The following is a 17346-nucleotide window of genomic DNA, read 5'->3' as shown; positions in this document are numbered from 1 at the left end:
AACAGCGCGCATATGTGGGGCGGCTGGCTATGTGAGCGGGGTGGCGCTTAATGACCGCGCACCACCGGCACGACCGGCGTGGTATGCGGCGCCAGCTTCTTTTTCGAAGCCACTACCTTATAGTAGTACGTAGTGCCGAGGGGGGGTAGGGCATCGCTCGCCGCAAAGTTGTAGAGCGAGTCGGTAGCCGCCGTTTGGCTGCGGATACGCTTAAACGTGCTGTTATCGGCCGAGCGGTAAAGGTCGTATTTAATGCCCGCCATCGCCCAGCTGATGTTCCATTGCAGGAGTGTTTGGGTGGCGGTTTGGGTGGCGCGCAAGTTGGATACGGCAATGTCGGGGGCCCGGTAGTGGCCAAAAACGGGCGCCACGGTGGCAGGGTCCCAGGCGGCACTCACGGGCGCGCCAGTGCGGGTAGCAGTGCCCGTGCCGGGGCCAAACAAGTTGGCGAGCGTGTACGCCACCGTATCAGCGGGCGCCAGTTGCCGCGCCCAGCCTACGCGCTGGGCGGTAGCTACTGGCTGGCCGGCCAAGTAACGGGTCTGGTATTCGCCGTAGGTGATTTTGGTGGTGTCGGTGCCCGCGTTCCAAACCACCCAGCCAGCCGGCTGAATCTCATTAGCGCCTACTTTGGTATGCAGGAAAATAACTTGAGGGTGCGACAGATTGCCCGCCGCCACCGAAAAGCCGGCTGCATTCTGCCAGGGCCGGCCCAGGTAATACAGGGTAGTGCCGTTGTTGGCGGGGATTTTGGCGTGCCGAAACAAGTAGCCGTAGCGCTGGGTAGGCGGTGTATTGGCGGCCGTGATGTAGGACGCCGCCGGGTTTACCACGCGGGTTTTGGCGTAAATCACGCAGTTGTCAAAAATAGCAATCGCGTTGCCGAAGATGAAATCGACGTTGCCATCAATGTAGCAATCTTGGAAGTAGTGACGCGATACGGCGCCGTTGCTTTCATAGGTCAGCAGCGTGTCTTGGTTGCCCAGAAAGCGGCAGTTTTGGAACGCCGCCCGGTCGGCGTACAAACTCACGGCCACCGCCTGCGAGCCGTCGCCAAACGAGTTGACGAACGTCAGGTTCAGGGCCGAAAAATCGGTAGCATTCACGACAATGCTGCCCGAGCCACCCGTGCCCACGGTGCCACCCTGGCCGTTGGGCGTCTTGTTATTGTCGTGCCAAGTGAGGATGGTATTGGCCACGCTTTGGCCCACGAACTGCAAAAAAGGCTTGGTAGCCGGCACGATAACCTTCTCGGTATAAATGCCATCCTTGATGAAGATGGTGTAAGTGGCCGTGCGCCCCTCGGGCGCCGCCGCCACGGCCGCCTGAATAGTGCGGTAGGTACCGCTGCCATCCTGGGCCACCGTCACGTCGTAGGCATAAAGCCGCGCGCCGCAGGTGGCCAGCAACAAATAGCCTAGCAGCGCCCAAAAACGGCCAGCTGGGCCAGTAGCGAATACAGTCATCACGAAGAAAAAGCGAGTGGGAATAGACGTCAATATTACCCAGCCTGACCGCCAGAAAAAGCCAGTCTTCGGCCTTTATTTATGCAATCGTTGCCAAAGCAGTGAGCGTAGTTGAGGCCGTGCTCGGGCGGTTTAGGGGGTACTAGGTGGGTTCGCCTTCTGCGGTGGGCCCTACCCCCCAGGCAGGACACTACAGGGCGCCGCGCCCGGCGCTGGCTCCTAAGATTGAGGCGCTAATTGCCTCACTTGCCGCTTCGCCTACCCCCACCCTATGCCTCCAGCCTTCGCCGCTTACCTACTCGGTTTGCTTCTATTGGTGCTGCCCGCCCTGGCCCAGCCCACCGCCCCGCAGAAGCAGGTGCAATACCTCTCGGGCCGCGACAATACCCACACCGTACCCTGGGATTTTTATTGCACCGGCGGGCGCAAAAGCGGCTACTGGACTACTATTCAAGTGCCTTCGTGCTGGGAGCAGCAGGGGTTTGGCTCGTACAACTACGGCCGCGACTACAAGACTTACGGCAAGAATTTCCGCTTTGCCGATGAGCAGGGCAAGTACAAACGCACGTTTTCGGTGCCCGCCGACTGGCAGCAAAAAGCGGTTTATATCGTGTTTGAAGGCGCCATGACCGACGCCGAAGTGCGCGTCAACGGCCAGTTGGCCGGACCCATTCACCAAGGCGCGTTCTACCGATTTAAGTACGATATCAGCCCGCTGCTGAAAGCCGGCCAGCCCAACCAGCTCGAAGTAACGGTAAGCAAAATGTCGGCCGACGCCTCGGTAAATAACGCCGAGCGCCTGGCCGATTATTGGATATTCGGCGGCATTTTCCGACCGGTTTACCTCGAAGCCTACCCCCGCCAATTCGTCCCCTACACTGCCATTAATGCCCGTGCCGACGGCTCGTTTGCCGTGAACGTGGGTTTGCGCGGCCTAAGCCAGGCCACCGACGTGCGGGCCGATATCCTCGACGCTGCGGGCAAGGTGGTGGGCACCGCTACCGGCCGCGCCACTGCCACCGATACCGTGGTGCAGCTGCGCACCCAAGTAGCCAAGCCCCTGACCTGGACCGCCGAAACGCCCCACCTCTACCGCGCCCGCTTCGTGCTGCAAGCCGCCGGCCAGCCGCTTTACCAAACCACCGAAACCTTCGGCTTTCGCACCATTGAGGTGCGGCGGGGCCAGGGCATTTTCGTGAACGGCACGCAGGTAAAAATGAAGGGCACCAACCGCCACAGCTGGTGGCCCGAAACCGGCCGCACCCTCAATGACTCGATTCACTTGATGGACGTGAAGCTCATTAAGGAGATGAATATGAACGCGGTACGCATGTCGCACTACCCACCCGACGCCGAGTTTCTGCACCTCTGCGACTCGCTGGGGCTGTACGTGCTCGACGAGCTGGCCGGCTGGCAGAAGGCCTACAGCACCAAGGCCGGCCGGCCCATCGTGCGCGAAATGGTGCGCAAAGACGTGAACCACCCGAGCATCATTTTTTGGGACAACGGCAACGAGGGCGGCACGAATAAGGAGCTCGACGCCGAGTTTGCGAAGTACGATTTGTCGAACCGGCCCGTCCTTCACCCGCACCACCGGCCGGGCAATGCGCACAGCGGCATCGACTGCAACCACTACGAGAACTACTACAGCACCAAGCAGATACTCGCCGATTCGCTCATTTACATGCCCACCGAGTTTCTGCACTCGCAGGACGATGGCGGGGGCGGGGCGGCCCTAGCCGACTTCTGGGATTTGCACTGGCACGCCCCGCGCTCGGGCGGCGGCTTCCTCTGGGCCTTGGTAGACGAGGGCATCGTGCGCACCGACCAGCGCAACATCATCGACGTGAACGGCGTGAACGCGCCCGACGGCGTGCTCGGGCCGCACCGCGAAAAGGAGGGTAGCTTTTTTGCTATTCGGGAGATTTTCTCGCCGGTACACATTGCCCTCAAGGAGCTGCCCGCCAAGTTCAACGGCCGCGTGGCGGTCGAAAACCGCTACCATTTCACCAACCTCAACCAGTGCTTTTTTCAGTGGGAGCTGGTGAAATACCGCCAGCCTGGCGAAGCTTTCGCCGGCTATACTACCCTGAAAAAGAGCCGCATTGCTAGCCCCAGCGTAGCGCCACTGGCCACCGGCCAGCTCGACCTCAAGCTGCCCAAAGACTGGCAGACCTACGACGCCATTCTACTCTCAGCCTTCGACCCGCAGAAGAACCTGGTGTACCAGTGGACCTGGCAAACGGGCGCCAATACTAGCTTGCTGCGCGACATCCTGCCTACCCCCCTCGCCAGCGCCAAGCCACTACCAACGGCCACCGCCCCCCCGCCCCTACCCCCCGTTGCCGTAACCGAGACCGATAGCCTCCTCACGCTGCAAGCCGGCGGCATCGCGGTCAGCTTCAGCAAATTGACGGGCCAGCTGGGCAAGGTAAAAGGCAACAACGGCGACAAGCTCAGCTTCGCCAACGGCCCGGTGCTGGTGGGCGGCGCGGCCACTTTCGCCGGCCTGGCGCACCACCCCGAGGCCGGCGCCGAAGTGGTGGAGGTGCGCTACCAGGGCGCCCTCACCACCGTGCGCTGGACGATGGGCCCCGACGGCTGGCTGCGCCTCGACTACACCTACGACTTGCCCAAGGGCGACTACCCCGCCGCGGGCTTGACGTTTACCTACCCCGAGAACTACGTGCTCGGCGCCAAGTGGCTGGGCAAAGGCCCCTACCGCGTGTGGAAAAACCGCCTGGCCGGCCCCACCACCAACGTCTGGGAAAATGCATACAATAACACCCAAACCGGTGCTGCGCCCTGGCTCTACCCCGAGTTTAAAGGTTATTTTGCCGACGTGGCCTGGCTCGAAATGAACACCGTAGAAGGCAAATTTCTAGTTGCTACCCCTGACAAAGGCCTGTTCGTGCGGCTGTTCGATTTCTACGGGCTGTCGGGCGTGGTACCCGCGCCGGCGCTGCCGCCAGGCAATTTTTCGTTTCTGGATGCTATTCCGCCCATCGGCACCAAGCTGGCTCTCAACCTCGACAACAACACCAAAAACCTGGGCCCGCTCAGCGAAGTTAACCACCTCGGCGGCCCCACCCGGCGCACACTGTATTTCTTCTTCGGCATCCCGAAGACGACCGGCAAGCCCCAGCCCTACACCGTGCCGGCCAAGAATGACCTGTTTTAGGGGGGTAGAGCAGTGAGTAAAACCTGATTATTACGCCTAAAAAGAACGTCCTACTGAACGCAGGGAAGCAGCTCGCTCGCATTACCCAAGCGCGATGTGGTAGCGATGTTTCCCTACTTTCAGCAGGACGTTCTGAGCATTTCATTTATGTAAATTATTCTGGCTATGAGCTACTTTTTGCGCAGCATTGGCGCAACACTGCTGCTACTTAGCGCAGGCTTAGGCAGCTTGGCCCACGCCCAGGCGAGTGGCCCTACCCCCCTGCCTAACACCGTCATCGTGCCGGCTTCGGATTTTTTGGAGGAGCTGCCGAAGGGCGACATTATCGCCACTGCCGGCGAGCTGAAGGCGCCGTGGCTGTTCAACAATACGGCGCTGGTGCTCAAGTCGAAAACCAACTTGCTCACCCAGGTGCAGGTGCCGGCCGCGGGCACCTACTACCTCTACGTGCGCAGCCAGGGCGGCCCCAAAACGTCGTTTCGGGTGGCCGTGAACGACCAGCTAACGGCTACCGCTTTTGGCCAGGGGCCGCTGAGCTGGCAGCCGGGCGGCACCTTCGCGCTGCCCGCCGGCCCGGCCGATATCAAGATTACCCGCGTCGAGCTGGGCGGGGCGTTTGACGTGCTGGTGCTCAGCCAAAACCCGCAGCTGGCGGAAGCCGACGTGCGGCCCCAGCAGCTAGCCGCCGATGTGCAGCTGCTGCACGAGTACCCTATTCCGGCTTCCAACGCCGTGAAGTTTGGCGATGTGACCGGCGACGGCAAGACTGATTTTGCCGTGCTAAGCCCCGATTTTTCGGTGCACGTATTCGACAACAGCGGCCGTGCGCTGTGGCAGTACCAGGCTCCTAGTGAGTACGTAAAAGAGCGCTCCGAATTTGAGGCGCCCGGCGTGGTGTGGGATTTTGACCACGACCGCCGGGCCGAGCTGGCGCACTGGCGCTTCCACGACGGCCGCGAGTGGCTGGTGCTGGCCGACGGCCGCACGGGCCGCATCCGCCGCGAGGTGCCCTGGCCTACCCGCCCACTACCCCACGACTACAACAACTTCCGGCTGGCGGTGGGCCGGCTGCACCCCGGCGGCGCCCCCAACGACCTGGTGGTGCTCACCGATATGGGCGGCACCATTTCGGTTTCAGCCTACGATGCCCAGCTAAAACCGCTCTGGACGCACACCGAACCGCGCAAAAAGGACAGCCTCGGCCACTACGTCTACCCCGTTGACCTCGACCAAGATGGTGTGGATGAGGTGCTGGTGGGCTCGCTGCTGCTCGACGCCAAGGGGAAGGAAATCTGGAACCGCTTCGACCTGCTGCCCGACAACCACGACCACGCCGACAGCTACAAATTTGCGGATGTGAACCACGACGGGCACCTCGACATCGTGACGGCCAACAGCGAAACCGGCGTCTTCGTGCGCCAGGCGTTCACGGGCAAAACCATTTGGCAGGTCACCGCCGAGCACAGCCAGCAAATTCAGGTGGGCGACTTTTTGCGTGCCGTGCCGGGGCCGCAAGTAGTGGTGGGCGGCCGCACCTACGGCAACCGCGAAGCCGGCGAGCCCTACCTTTCGAGCCAGCTCTATTGGTTTGACAGCCAAGGCCGCCGCGTGAAGAAATGGCCCGGCACCCCGCTCAACGGCAACCCCGATTTTGTGCGCGGCAACTGGCGCGGCGACGGCCGCACTACCGACTTGTTCTGGTACAAGTTTCGGCTCAACGATGCCGGTACCGGCGAGCTGTACTTCCCCGATCCGGTGTTTCACCTATTTGATTTTGAAGGTACCGGGGCCGAGCAGGTCATCACCCTTAGCCCCGGCTGGCTGCGCGTGTACGGCAGCCGCCAAGCCCAATCGAGGGGGGTAGACCTGAAGAAAAACCCGGAGTATCTGCAACGCACCGTGGTAAACCACACGCACTACTAGCCACAGCGGCGCTGTAGCGCGGCCGCTACTGGCGGCCCAGCGTCACGCTCATTAGGCCGATTACTACATCATTAGCCAACGCGTGCATAGTGAGGCTTTTGAGCTTCTTTTTCGGGTCGAGGGGTAGTTCCAGCACGGTGGCCGCGCCACCGTCGATGGCGCGGGTGCTGTAGCCCTTGAGGCTGGTATACTTAGCAAAATCGCGGGTGATGAGGCCCGTTTTGAGGTGCACCCGGTAGGGCTTGGGGGCGTTGGTGCGGAAGGCAAAGCCATCGTCCTGGTAGTCTTGCTCGATGGGCCACCAGTTGTCGGGGTTGCGCAGGGGTAGGGTGGCGGTGCTGCCATCGGTGTAGGCCACGGTCACTTCGCCGTTGGCAAACTGGCTTTGCATGGCGCTGGTGCTGCCGGCCAGCAGCAGCACGGCGCGGGCGGCCTGCCCGCGCAGGGGCACCGTGGCTTGGCGCGGGTAGTTATCCCACTGCGACACGAACAGAATATTCCTACTTCCGGCCGCGCTGGGCGTCCGAAAGGGCATCCCCGTAGGCAGTTGAATCTCGTTTTTAGTGCCCGCCAACCGGCGCAGACCGCTGTCGTCGATGTTGGCTTGGGTGAGGGGGTAGCACCAGTTGCCGATGCCCTGGGTGGGCAGCTCCAGCGTGGCCGTAGTGGCGCGCGGGCTCAGGTAGCGGTTCTGAAAAATACGCGTTACCTGGTCGTTGTAGTAGGGCGCGAGGTCCACGGTTTCCCACTTGGCGGACTTAGCCGGGGTAGCGATGGGCGCGGCGGCGAGCGGGCTTTGCACCGTTAGGGGCAGTGGCTCCCACCACTGGAAATCTCCTTGCTGAAGCTGCACGAAAGCGGTGCGGCTACCGGGTTGCCCGGCTACCTGGGCCGTGAGTTCGGTGCCGGTGGCTGGGGTTTGCACCTGGCGCAAGGCCTGCTGCGGGTCGCGCACCGGCCCTACCCTGGCCGGGGCAAACTGCGCCGCGAAGCGGCCACCGGGCGCCACCGTGGGCGCGGGCCGCGCCGGGCTGATAGCCGGCCCTTGCCACTGAATGGCCACCACGTAGCGGGCCGCCGGGGCACTCGTGACTTCGATAGTTGGCTGGCCCACCGCCCCGGCTAAGTTGTGCCAGGCAACCGGCTGGCCGTTCACCGTCACCGACTGGATGTGGTCGGCCAGGGCGGGCACTTGCAGCTTCAGAGCCAGCGCTTTGGCAAAGCTCGGCACGATGGTGTACACCTCGCGCTGGCCCTGCCGCCGAAACTGAAACGATACATCGGGCACCTTAAGCCGGGCCGAATCCCAGGCGGCGGGTAGGCCGGGGCGCACCCGCAACGTGTCGTGCAGGGCATCGGGCTGAATGCCGAACAAGCCCTCGACCAGCGAGCGGGCGGCTACCCCGATGGGGTCGGCAAAGTCGCGGTACAGTTCGCCGCGGTTGGCGTCGTAAAAGGAGATTTGCTGGAAATTGCCGGGGCTGGCGCCCAGGTACATGCTTTCGAGCAGGGCGCTTTTCCAAAGCAGAAAAGCCGCTTCGCGGCGCCCGGCCTGCCAGTAGGCGAGGGTGGCGTGCAGGTTTTCGGCCATCACCACGTTGTTGAGCGACCAGTCGTAGGGTTGCCAGTTGGTGGTCGAAAGCAGGTAGTAGCCGGCGTCGGGCAGGCCCGCCGCCCGCACCGGAATGTGCGGCAGCTCGGCATCGATGTAGCGCAGGGCCTGGTAGGCCTGCAAAGCATCGGGCACCTCCGAATCGAGGGCGTGGTAAATGGTCCAGAGGCCCGCGGCGGGGTGCAACTGCTTCAACCCCAAAGCATCCTGATACTCCGCGTACCAGCCCTGGCCCGGCAGCCAGAGGCGCTTATTAATCGCCTCGTGGATGCGGGCGGCCTCCTGGCGGTAGGGCGCGGCGTCTTCGTGCAGCAGCGCGGCCAGCTCGGCGGCCAGCTGGTTGGCGAAGTAGTTGTAGGCCGAGGTGTGCGTGACAGCGCCGCCGCTGTATTGGAGCGCGTCACTGGCCCAGATGGCGGCGTAGGCGTCGTAGAGGCCATCGCCGTCGGGGTCGAAGTTGCGCTTTTCCCAGGCCAGGTGGCGTTGCAGGGTAGGCCACAGCTCGCGGGCCTCGGCCAGGTCGCCGGTCCAGCGCAGATGGCGCAGCAGGGCATCCACGTACACGAGGTTCATGTCGTAGTGGTGGGGCCGAAAATCGCCGCCGGGGTTGCGGCTGATGTAGCCGCTGCTGAAGATGGCCGTGCCCAGCTTTTCAAGCTGCCGGGCCTCGTGCAGCGCCGTATCGGGCACCACCGGGCCGCTGGCCGGGCTCAGGAGCTGCGACTTGGCGTAGGCCCGAAAGTGCTGGCTGGCTCGGTCGTGCCAGCCCAGCGGGTCGGCGGCGTAGGGCCCGCGCCAGCCGTTGAGCCGGATGCGCCAGGCCACCGCGCCGTGCAGGTACGAGGGTGCCTCCCAAATGGCATCGGCCGCCACCGCCAGCGCCCCGCCCAGCGTGTTGATATACGCGTCGGGGGTGCTGACTTGCACGCGGCTGGCCAGCGCCGTCCGCGCCGCTTCGGCTTGCGCAAAAGCAGCGGGCAACTCTTTATAAGTTAACTGCTTAGCATCGCCTGGCTTCTGCACCTGGAAGTACAGCGCCTCGCCGGCCCGCACGGACATCACGCCGGCCAGCACCGGCGTGGCCGAGCCCTGAGAAGCCAGCAGCTCCTCCGGCGACGCTTGCTGCGCGGCGTCGGCCAGGCGGAGCTTGGCCGCGGGCGGCCCTACCCCCACCAGCACCTTGGGCGCGGGCGGCGGGGTAGGCGCTTTGGCCGGCTCCCCTACCCCATAGGTCAGCTGAAAGGTGTTGTCTTTCAGCACAAACGCGTTGCCTTGGCAATACTCCGGCTTGAGGTAAAAACTCGATTCAGGGTCGGCGCCGATGTCGCCGTCGCGGCTGAACTTCTTGCCCGTGGCCCCGCCGAAAACCCACAGCAGCTGCACCTTTTTGGCGGGCACATTATCGAACTGCGCTCTCACCAGCACGCCTTCGGCGTCGGCCAGGGCCAGCACTTCGAGGTGCAGCCGGCCAGCGCCCAGCAGCGGGTCGGTGATGTCGTAGAGCATGGCGCCGGGGCGATAGCGGGCGGTGATGTGCTCCGCCTTTAGCAGCCACTTGCTCTGGCCACCCGCGAGCAGGCCAAATTTTAGATTGCCGCCCATGCCGGGCAGGTAGAGGGCAAACTCGGGTAGGTCACCGGCCTCGACGCGGAAGGCGGTATTGGTGCCATAAAGGGCGCGGTTGAAGCGCCGTTCGCCGTTGGTAATGACAAAATCCTGGCCCTCGGGATGGTAGCGCAGCGTGCGCGGCTGGTTGTGCCAGAGCGGAGGGGTAGGCGCTACTTGCGCCTGCCCTACCCCCCTCAGCAGCCCCCACAGGAGCAAGAGCAACGTGCTTTTTAGCGTCATCAATCAAGTTGTAACTGGTTTAGCACTACCCCAGGGTCGAGTAGATACACGCGAATGGTAGCCGGCCCCGCGGCCGAAACCTCGTGGGTGGTCTGGCCCTGCGAGAAGCCGCGCAGCACGTTTTCTTTCCACTGTTTCGAATCGGCAGGCACGTTCACATCCACCACCTGGGGCGGGCCTTGGTTGACCGAAATGGCGTAGTGCAGGCCCCGGCCGGCGTAGAGCCCAAAGGTGGGCAGGCAGCGCACGGCAATGGTGTGCGGGCCGGCCGGCAAGTCGGCCCGGTACTCCAGGTAGGGCGCCTGGGTTAGGTCGGGGGCGGCAAAAGAAGGCACGTCGTAGGGCAGCCGGGTGAGGCCCTGGCCACCGAGGCCCAGGCCAGGCAGCTGGGTCAGCTTTTCGCCGGCGCGCTCCTGCTTATGGGTGTAGGCGGTGGCAGGGATGAGGCGCGGTGCCGGGCCAGCCGCGACGAAACTGGCTAGGGCAGCCGAGGCTTTACCAGCCGCCACCAGGGCGGGCGTGGCCACGGGCGGCATCTCAAATATCTTTTGGTCGCGGGGGTGGGCGCTCATCATGCCGGCCCACTTGCCGCCGGCTATTCCGTCGTTGTAGTGGCGCGTCAGGACTTGAATTTGGTCATAGGCGGCCTGGGCTTTTTGAGCGTAGGCGAGGGCTTCGCCTTGGCCCTGCTGGGCTAGCGCTAGGCTGCGGGCGGCGTAAAACACCTTCTCATTCAGCAGCCGGGCGCCCTGCGTGGGGTAGAGAATCAACTCAAAATAAGCCGCTTGCAAGGCGGCTGGCACTTGCTTTTGCAGGGCCTGCGCCTCGGCAGCAATCTTTTGATAAGCAGCCAGGCGCTGGTCTTGCTCGGCGGGCGTGAAGGCGACGCCGCTCAGGTGCTCGGGCTTGGCGGCGTGGCCCAGCCGGTAGTATTCTTGCTTGATATGGGCAATGGCGGGAGCCAATTTTGGGCCGAAGGTGGCGGTGGCCCAGTGCAGAGGGTAGCCCGCCGCCGTGGCCGGCGACCAACGGCCCACGTTCCAGGCCAAATCCATCGCAAATTCGGTTTCCAATTCGGCGGGCTTGATGTCGCCCACGTTCACCACCCACAGCCGCCGAGCGCCTAGGGCGTAGGCTTTGCTTAGCTCGTAGCTCACTAAAGAGGGTGAAATGCTCGACAGCCAGAGGTAGTCTTGCGGGGCGCCCCAGTACGAGAGGTGGTAGTAGACGCCGCTGCCGCCACTGCGCTTTTGTTCTTCTTTATCAGATAGTTGCCGAATGTAGCCGTGGTTGTCGTCGGCCCACACGATGGTCACGTCGTCGGGCAGTTTCAAGCCTTCCTGGTACAGCGTCAATACCTCTTTATAAGGGCAAAAAATCTGGGGTACTGGCTGCTGGTGGTAGGCCCCGAGCAGACGGCGTTGGTCGGTGATGATGCTGTCGAGCAGGTGCACCTTGGCGGGGCGGCTGGCGGGGCCGGGCATGCTGCCATCGTGGATGCCGCGCATCCCTACGGTGTATACCGACTCGTAATCAGCACTTTGCTTCACGCGGTCTTCCCAGTAGTGGTACATCTGGGGGCCGTTGAGGTCGTAGCGCCAAGGGCCGGGCTTTTGGCCGTACTCCTGCTGGTAGTTTTCGGCCCACTCAAACACGTTGTTGCGCAGCATGGGCTCGCAGTGGCTGCTGCCCACCACAATGGCGTAGCGGTCGGCCAGCACGGGGCTAGCGGGGTAGTGGTAGAAGGCCTTGGTGCCGGGGTGCATGGCGGGCCAGATGTAGTTGGCTTTCAGGCGCAGCAGCAGCTCGAAGATGTGTGCATAGGTCTGCGGGCCAATATCTTGCACGTCCTTGTCGAGGTGGCGGGCCGCCCAGGGGCGCAGGCCCCAATCTTCATCATTGAGAAAAATACCGCGGTACTGCACCGACGGCGGGCCCGGCGCCAGCCGGCCGGGCTGCACATACAGCGTCGCGTGGTGTGCGGGGGCCACATCGGCCCACCACACCCAAGGCGATACCCCCATGCGCCGCGCCACCTCAAACACCCCGAAAGCCGTGCCCCGCCGGTCGCTGCCCGCAATAACCAGCGCCCGTGGCACGCCGGGAAGCGGTCTCTCAACCACCTCTATCACAAAGCTTTCCCACTGCCCGCGCAGGTGGTCAGTTTTGAGCTTGCCGCTCGCCACGAGTTTGTCGATTAGCCTTGACTGCCCCAGCGTGCCGATGAGTACGGCCGGGCCGGCTGGCGGACGTCCTACCCCCTTTTGCAAAGCTGGGCGCACGCCTGTCACCAGGGCCACGTCGCCGGCAAAGGCTTCGGCCGCTACACGCACCACTTCGGCGTCGCGGGGGTCGAGGCAGAGCGGCGCGGCGCGGTGCGCGTGCACCAGCGGGAAGTTTTGAGGGGTATAGGTAGCCGTAAGCGGCGCGGTGAGCGGCGCCTGGGCTAAGGATGAGTGGCCGACTAGCAGTAGCACCAGAGTGGTTAGCCACAGACTCCGACGCCCTACCCCACCCCCAGCCCCTCCCCTTCGGGAGAGGAGAGCCGGACGAAATCTGACGTTCGCTAACGGTCGCCCCCCCTCTCCCGAAGGGGAGGGGCTGGGGGTGGGGTAGGGCGCCCGAACAGTGTTGCACATAGCAGTAAAATCAATTACGGCGCTAAAGCACCGGGAGCCTTCTCATATACTTCTACCTCCACCAGGCCCAGGGTGCCGGGCGGGCCGGGCTGGTCGGTGGCGGCGGTGGGCACTTTGGGCGCTTCCAACTCGGTGATGTTGAAGGCATCTTTGGCTTGGGTGCTGCCCGTTAGCTCGATGCGCAGCGTTTGGCCGGTGCGCGGGGCGAAGGTGGCGGTGTAGTAGCCCAAGCTGCGCGTGGTGGTGCCCCGGAACACCTCCTGCCCATCGAGCAAGATGCGCAGGGGGTAGGTGCTGGTGCGCCAGCCGGTTAGCTTCATCGCCACTTCGCTAATGCTGGCGGGGCGCGCCAGGGTGTACTCAATCCAGGGTTTAACCTCTTTGCGGTCGCTTACCCACTCCGACAGCTCGTTATCATCAAAGCTCAGCGCGGCGTTGGCGGCGTTAGAATTCGCGGTGGCCGACTTTACCGGCACCGCCACCCGCGACACCGTGAACGATGGCCCCGCCGGCGTGGGCCCGCGCTGCAAGCTCACCGGCAGGTCGCGGCCCGGTAGTTGGGTAGCTAAGCCATCTTTCACCATCACCGGCTGCGATTTCAAGCTAATGGCGGCCGGTTTCAGCCCCTCGGCCGTGGCCGATAACGTGATGTTGCCGGCCTGCGTGGTGGTGCGCACAAGCACGCGGTTCACGCCGCCTTCCACGGGTAGGCTTTTGGCCAAGATGTAGTTGCCAGGCCCTTGGGCCAGGCCGCCGCGCCACTCGGCGGGGCCGCTGAGGGCGAAGTTGACCATATTCAGCGCCGTGGGGCAGCGGCGGCCTTGGGCGTCTACGGCCTCTACTTGCACCAGGGCGAGGTCGGTGCCGTCGGCGCGCAGGCCGGCGGGGCTAGTGGTAGGCGTAAGGCGCAGGGCCACGGCCGGGCCGGCCGTTTGGTGTTCGGCTTCACTCACTTTCTGGCCCGCGGCGTCGTAGCTCACGGCGCGCAGCGTGCCGGGCTGCCAGGCTACATCCTTGAAAGTGAACAGGAACCGGTAGCTCTGCTGGCCAAAACCCAGCGACTTGCCGTTGAGAAACAGCTCCACTTTTTCGCCGTTCGATACTACGTCCACGTTCTTCACTACCCCCTGTTTATAGTTCCAGTGGCCGATGAGGTGGGTATGCGGGTGCTCGGGCTCGACCCAGCCATCCCACATCACCTGGTGAGCGTAGTAGCCGTCTTTGGCGATGCGCAGGGCATCGACTTCGCCGCTGCGACGGTAGTTTTCTTCGCCCCGGTAGTGGGTGTTGGTGTCGGAGAAAACGATGTTGACGCCGCCGGCGCTGCTGCGGGTGCCGGTGCCGGGGCGCTCGTGCCAGTAGTCGTACCAGCGCATGACGTCCTCGCGGGCCTGCGAGTCCTGGTTGCGGTTGTACTCGGCGGCGCTGGCGCCTTTGTAGGGCGGGCCGGCGCCGTCTTGGTGGTAGGGCGGCGTGAGTTCGTCCCAGTACTTGCGCAGGGCTTCGTCGCGCGAGTACTCCATGGCCCACAGCGGTTTGCCAGCGCTTTTATTGATGTAGAGCATCTCGCCGCCGTACTCGGCCTGGGCAATATCAAGCATCTCGCGCGAGCCAATGGCCCTACCCCCGTGCGGGTCGTAGAAGTTGCGAATGTCCTTCAGCTCCTGCATGTGGGCGGCGCTGATGCTCTCGTTGCCACCCTCGTAGAAGAGGATGCTCGGGTTGTTGCGGTTATAGATGATGGCGTCGCGCATCAGCTCTAGGCGCTGGCCCCAGCGGCGGTCGCTCACGTCCTTTTCGGCGTCGCCGGCGGGCATGGCCTGGGGCAGCCCTACCCTATCGCACGACTCAATGTCCTGCTTCCAGGGCGTCACGTGCATCCAGCGCACGAGGTTGGCGTTGCCGCTCACCATCAGGCCATTGCTGTAGTCGCTCAGCCAGGCCGGCACGCCCAGGCCCACGGCGGGCCACTCGTTGCTGGTGCGCTGGGCGTAGCCATGCACCATCATGGCGCGGTCGTTCAGTTTGATGAGGCCGCCCGCAAACTCCGTTTTGCGGAAGCCAGTGCGGGTTTTTACTTCGTCAACCACCTTGTTATCAACCAACAACTTGGTCGAAACGGTGTACAGGTAGCCGTAGCCCCAGCTCCAGAAATGCACGTCGGCCAGGCGGCCCTGGGCGCGCACGGTGCGGGTCTCGCCGGGCTGCAAGGTCGTTTTGCCGCCGGGCACCGTTAGCACGGTTTTGCCGGTGCCGTCGGCCACGGTGGCTTCGTAAGTGAAGGTGCGCGGCCCTACCCCCTCGTTTTTCACTTGGGCCTCGGCTACCACCGTAGCTTGGCCTTTAGCAATGTCAAAGTCCTGGGCATATACGTATACGCCTGTGGTGCCCAAGGCCGAAAACAGGGGTAGGGTCTGGTGCAACGGGCTCATTACGTGCAAGTACACATTCTTGGGAATGCCGCCGTAGTTGGCGTTGAAGTTGCGGTTGCTCCACTGGTAGGTTTGGCCGGTGGCGCGTTCCTTGTAGTCCCAGTCGTTGTCGGTGCGCACGGCCAGCACGTTGTCCTGGGGCGCGGGGCGCAGGTAGGGCGTGATGTCGTAGCCCACGGCCATTACGCCGTTTTCGTGCAGGCCCAGGCGCTGGCCGTTCAAGTAAAACTCGCCCGCCAGCCTTACCCCCTCAAACTCGACGAACACTTTTTGGCCCGCCGCACCGGCCGGCAGCCGGAAATGCTTGCGGTACCAGGCCACGCCGGTGCTCAGGTCCTTGATGTCTTTTCTAAACGCCTCGTCCTCGTTCCAGGCGTAGGGCAGCGTCACGGCTTTCCAAGTTTGGTCATCGAAGCCAGCGGCTTCGGCACCCTTGGGGTCACCCACTAGCACCCGCCAACCAGGATTGAAACCGTAGGTGGTGCGGCCGGGGATAGGCGCTGCGGCAGCCGGAGCCAGCCCGCCCAGCCAAAGTAGCGGCAGCCAGCCCAGGATGCACCAGCGGTAAAAATAGAAGCGGTTCATTCGCATAGGTAGCGGGGTGGGGAGGGGGTAGGCGAAGTAAGCAGCTGGGGCCACGGCTACTCTCCTGTACTGTGGCGCCCGGCGCGGGGCCACGCAAAAGCCCGGCCTTCGCGGGAATGATTTCCGCAAAGGCCGGGCTAGTTCAGCGGCGCTACTTACTTAATAACCAGGGTTCTGGTCGTAGAGGCCGGGGGCCGAACTCAACTCAACTTGCGGCACGGGGTAGAGCAATAAGTTGGGCGTGATGGGGCGGGTTATTTTGCCATTCACGTCATCGGTGAGCACCCAGGCGTTCATCACGTCCAGCACCCGGCCCGAGCGCATGAGGTCATACCAGCGCAGGTTTTCGCCAGCAAATTCGCGGCGGCGCTCGGCGAGCAAGCTGTTCACGTCGAGCGTGGTGAGGGCGGGCTGGGCGGCGCGGGTGCGCATGGGCGTCAGCAGGGCCGCGGCATCAGCGGGCGTGCCACCGGCGCCATTGAGTATGCACTCGGCCTTCATCATCAGGATGTCGGCGTAGCGCATCACGATGTAGTTGATGGGCCAGTCGGTACGGCTCACGCCACGGCCGGTGGGGTTCAGGTACTTCTTGTAGAAGGAGCGCGTTTCGGTGATGCCGGCGTAGGTGTAGCCCGGCTGAATGGTGAAGGCCTTGCGGGTATCGGTAGTAGCGTAGGCATTGGTTATCAGGTCGGTAGAGCAGGGCTTAATCCCCACCGAGCCGGCCGCAAACGGAATACCGCTCAGCGTGTAGTAGGCGTCGGGAATAACCACGTTGACGAACGAGCCGCCAATCGAGCCGTTGGCGATGTACTGGATATCGAATACCACCTCGGCGTTGTCTTCATTGGTGTACGAAAACACGTTAGGGTAGCTCGGCAGCACCGAGAACTTGGCGCTGTTAATCACATCATTCAGCAGCGGCAGGGCTTTGTCGTACTCCTTGCTAGCGAGGCCGGGGCCGTTGATGCCGTAGGTTGGGCCCGAGCGCGTGAGGTACACCAGGGCCAGCATGCCTTTGGCGGCGTACTGGGTGGGGCGGCCCACGTTGGCGGCGGTGTAGGTGGTAGGCAGGTTGGCAATGGCCGTTTGCAGGTCGCTGATAATGAGGTCGTACACCTTCGTTACTTCGCTGCGCGGAATCTGGGCCACGTCCTGCGGAATCAGCGCCTTGTCAATCACGGGCACTTTGCCAAACTTGCGCACCAGGTCGAGGTACATGAAGGCCCGAATAAACTTGGCCTCCCCTTCGTAGCGCGTTCGCAGCGAGCCCGTTACCCCGCCGTTGGTGGCCAACTGGTCGAGCAGCGTATTGGCCCGGAAGATGGTCGAAAAGTCCGAAGCCCAGGCATCGGCTACGTAGGGATTGATGGGGAGCAGCGACGCCGCGAAATTGTTGATAGGGTCCCAGTCGCGCGAACCGATATCGCTGATACCGTAGATGTTATCCGAGCGCAGCTCCGACAAGATAACCTCGCGGTCGGGGTAGCCGCGCAGCTGGCTGTACACCGCCGTCATGGCCTGGTCGAAGTCGGCGGCCGTTTTGTAGAAATCCGGGACCGAGCCGTTCGAGATGGGCGTTTGAATAAGTTCTTTTTCGCAGCCGCCCAACGCCAGGGTGCAGGCGACAGATAATAAGAGAAGGAGTCGTTTCATGGGA

7 protein-coding genes are annotated in these 17346 nt (G+C 63.3%); 2 read left to right on the top strand and 5 right to left on the bottom strand.

Translation table 11 applies throughout. The annotated features are described in order from the left end of the window. Positions 1-47: 47 nt before the first annotated feature. Positions 48-1466, bottom strand: a complete 1419-nt coding sequence (locus GO988_RS20405; protein ID WP_157569082.1) for a pectinesterase family protein — start codon at positions 1464-1466, stop codon at positions 48-50. A gap of 271 nt (positions 1467-1737) precedes the next feature. Here GO988_RS20405 and GO988_RS20400 point away from each other — a divergent pair, with 271 nt between their 5' ends. Continuing rightward, positions 1738-4647: a glycoside hydrolase family 2 TIM barrel-domain containing protein gene (locus tag GO988_RS20400; RefSeq protein ID WP_157569080.1), complete on the top strand. Its 2910-nt coding sequence runs from the start codon at positions 1738-1740 to the stop codon at positions 4645-4647. A 165-nt stretch (positions 4648-4812) separates the two neighbouring features. After that, complete coding sequence (locus GO988_RS20395; RefSeq protein ID WP_157569079.1) at positions 4813-6570, top strand: hypothetical protein; 1758 nt, start codon at positions 4813-4815, stop codon at positions 6568-6570. Positions 6571-6595: 25 nt separating this feature from the next. On the opposite strand, the gene GO988_RS20390 is transcribed toward GO988_RS20395, so the two are convergent. The 4 genes from GO988_RS20390 to GO988_RS20375 form a co-directional block, all read right to left on the bottom strand. After that, positions 6596-10030 (bottom strand): DUF4450 domain-containing protein, encoded by a 3435-nt coding sequence (locus GO988_RS20390; protein ID WP_157569077.1) that lies wholly within the window; start codon positions 10028-10030, stop codon positions 6596-6598. Then, positions 10030-12507 (bottom strand): glycosyl hydrolase 115 family protein, encoded by a 2478-nt coding sequence (locus GO988_RS20385; RefSeq protein WP_198172949.1) that lies wholly within the window; start codon positions 12505-12507, stop codon positions 10030-10032. Before GO988_RS20385 ends, GO988_RS20390 begins: the two co-directional genes overlap by 1 nt. Positions 12508-12683: 176 nt before the next feature. Then, positions 12684-15686, bottom strand: a complete 3003-nt coding sequence (locus tag GO988_RS20380) for a glycoside hydrolase family 2 protein (RefSeq protein WP_198172947.1) — start codon at positions 15684-15686, stop codon at positions 12684-12686. A 159-nt stretch (positions 15687-15845) separates the two neighbouring features. Then, a complete protein-coding gene (locus GO988_RS20375) occupies positions 15846-17342 on the bottom strand; it encodes a RagB/SusD family nutrient uptake outer membrane protein (RefSeq protein WP_157569071.1) in 1497 nt (498 codons plus the stop codon). Positions 17343-17346 lie beyond the last annotated feature (4 nt).

The sequence above is a fragment of the Hymenobacter ginkgonis genome, from assembly GCF_009755225.1.
Classification (GTDB): domain Bacteria; phylum Bacteroidota; class Bacteroidia; order Cytophagales; family Hymenobacteraceae; genus Hymenobacter; species Hymenobacter ginkgonis.
The sequence above is the reverse complement of the archived record's forward strand: the minus strand, read 5'-3'. Positions and strand labels throughout refer to the sequence as shown.

Bases quoted from the DNA above. Each gene is read 5' to 3' on its own strand.
- GO988_RS20405 (WP_157569082.1), bottom strand. From the start codon at position 1,466: ATGACTGTATTCGCTACTGGCCCAGCTGGCCGTTTTTGGGCGCTGCTA.
- GO988_RS20400 (WP_157569080.1), top strand. From the start codon at position 1,738: ATGCCTCCAGCCTTCGCCGCTTACCTACTCGGTTTGCTTCTATTGGTG.
- GO988_RS20395 (WP_157569079.1), top strand. From the start codon at position 4,813: ATGAGCTACTTTTTGCGCAGCATTGGCGCAACACTGCTGCTACTTAGC.
- GO988_RS20390 (WP_157569077.1), bottom strand. From the start codon at position 10,030: ATGACGCTAAAAAGCACGTTGCTCTTGCTCCTGTGGGGGCTGCTGAGG.
- GO988_RS20380 (WP_198172947.1), bottom strand. From the start codon at position 15,686: ATGAACCGCTTCTATTTTTACCGCTGGTGCATCCTGGGCTGGCTGCCG.
- GO988_RS20375 (WP_157569071.1), bottom strand. From the start codon at position 17,342: ATGAAACGACTCCTTCTCTTATTATCTGTCGCCTGCACCCTGGCGTTG.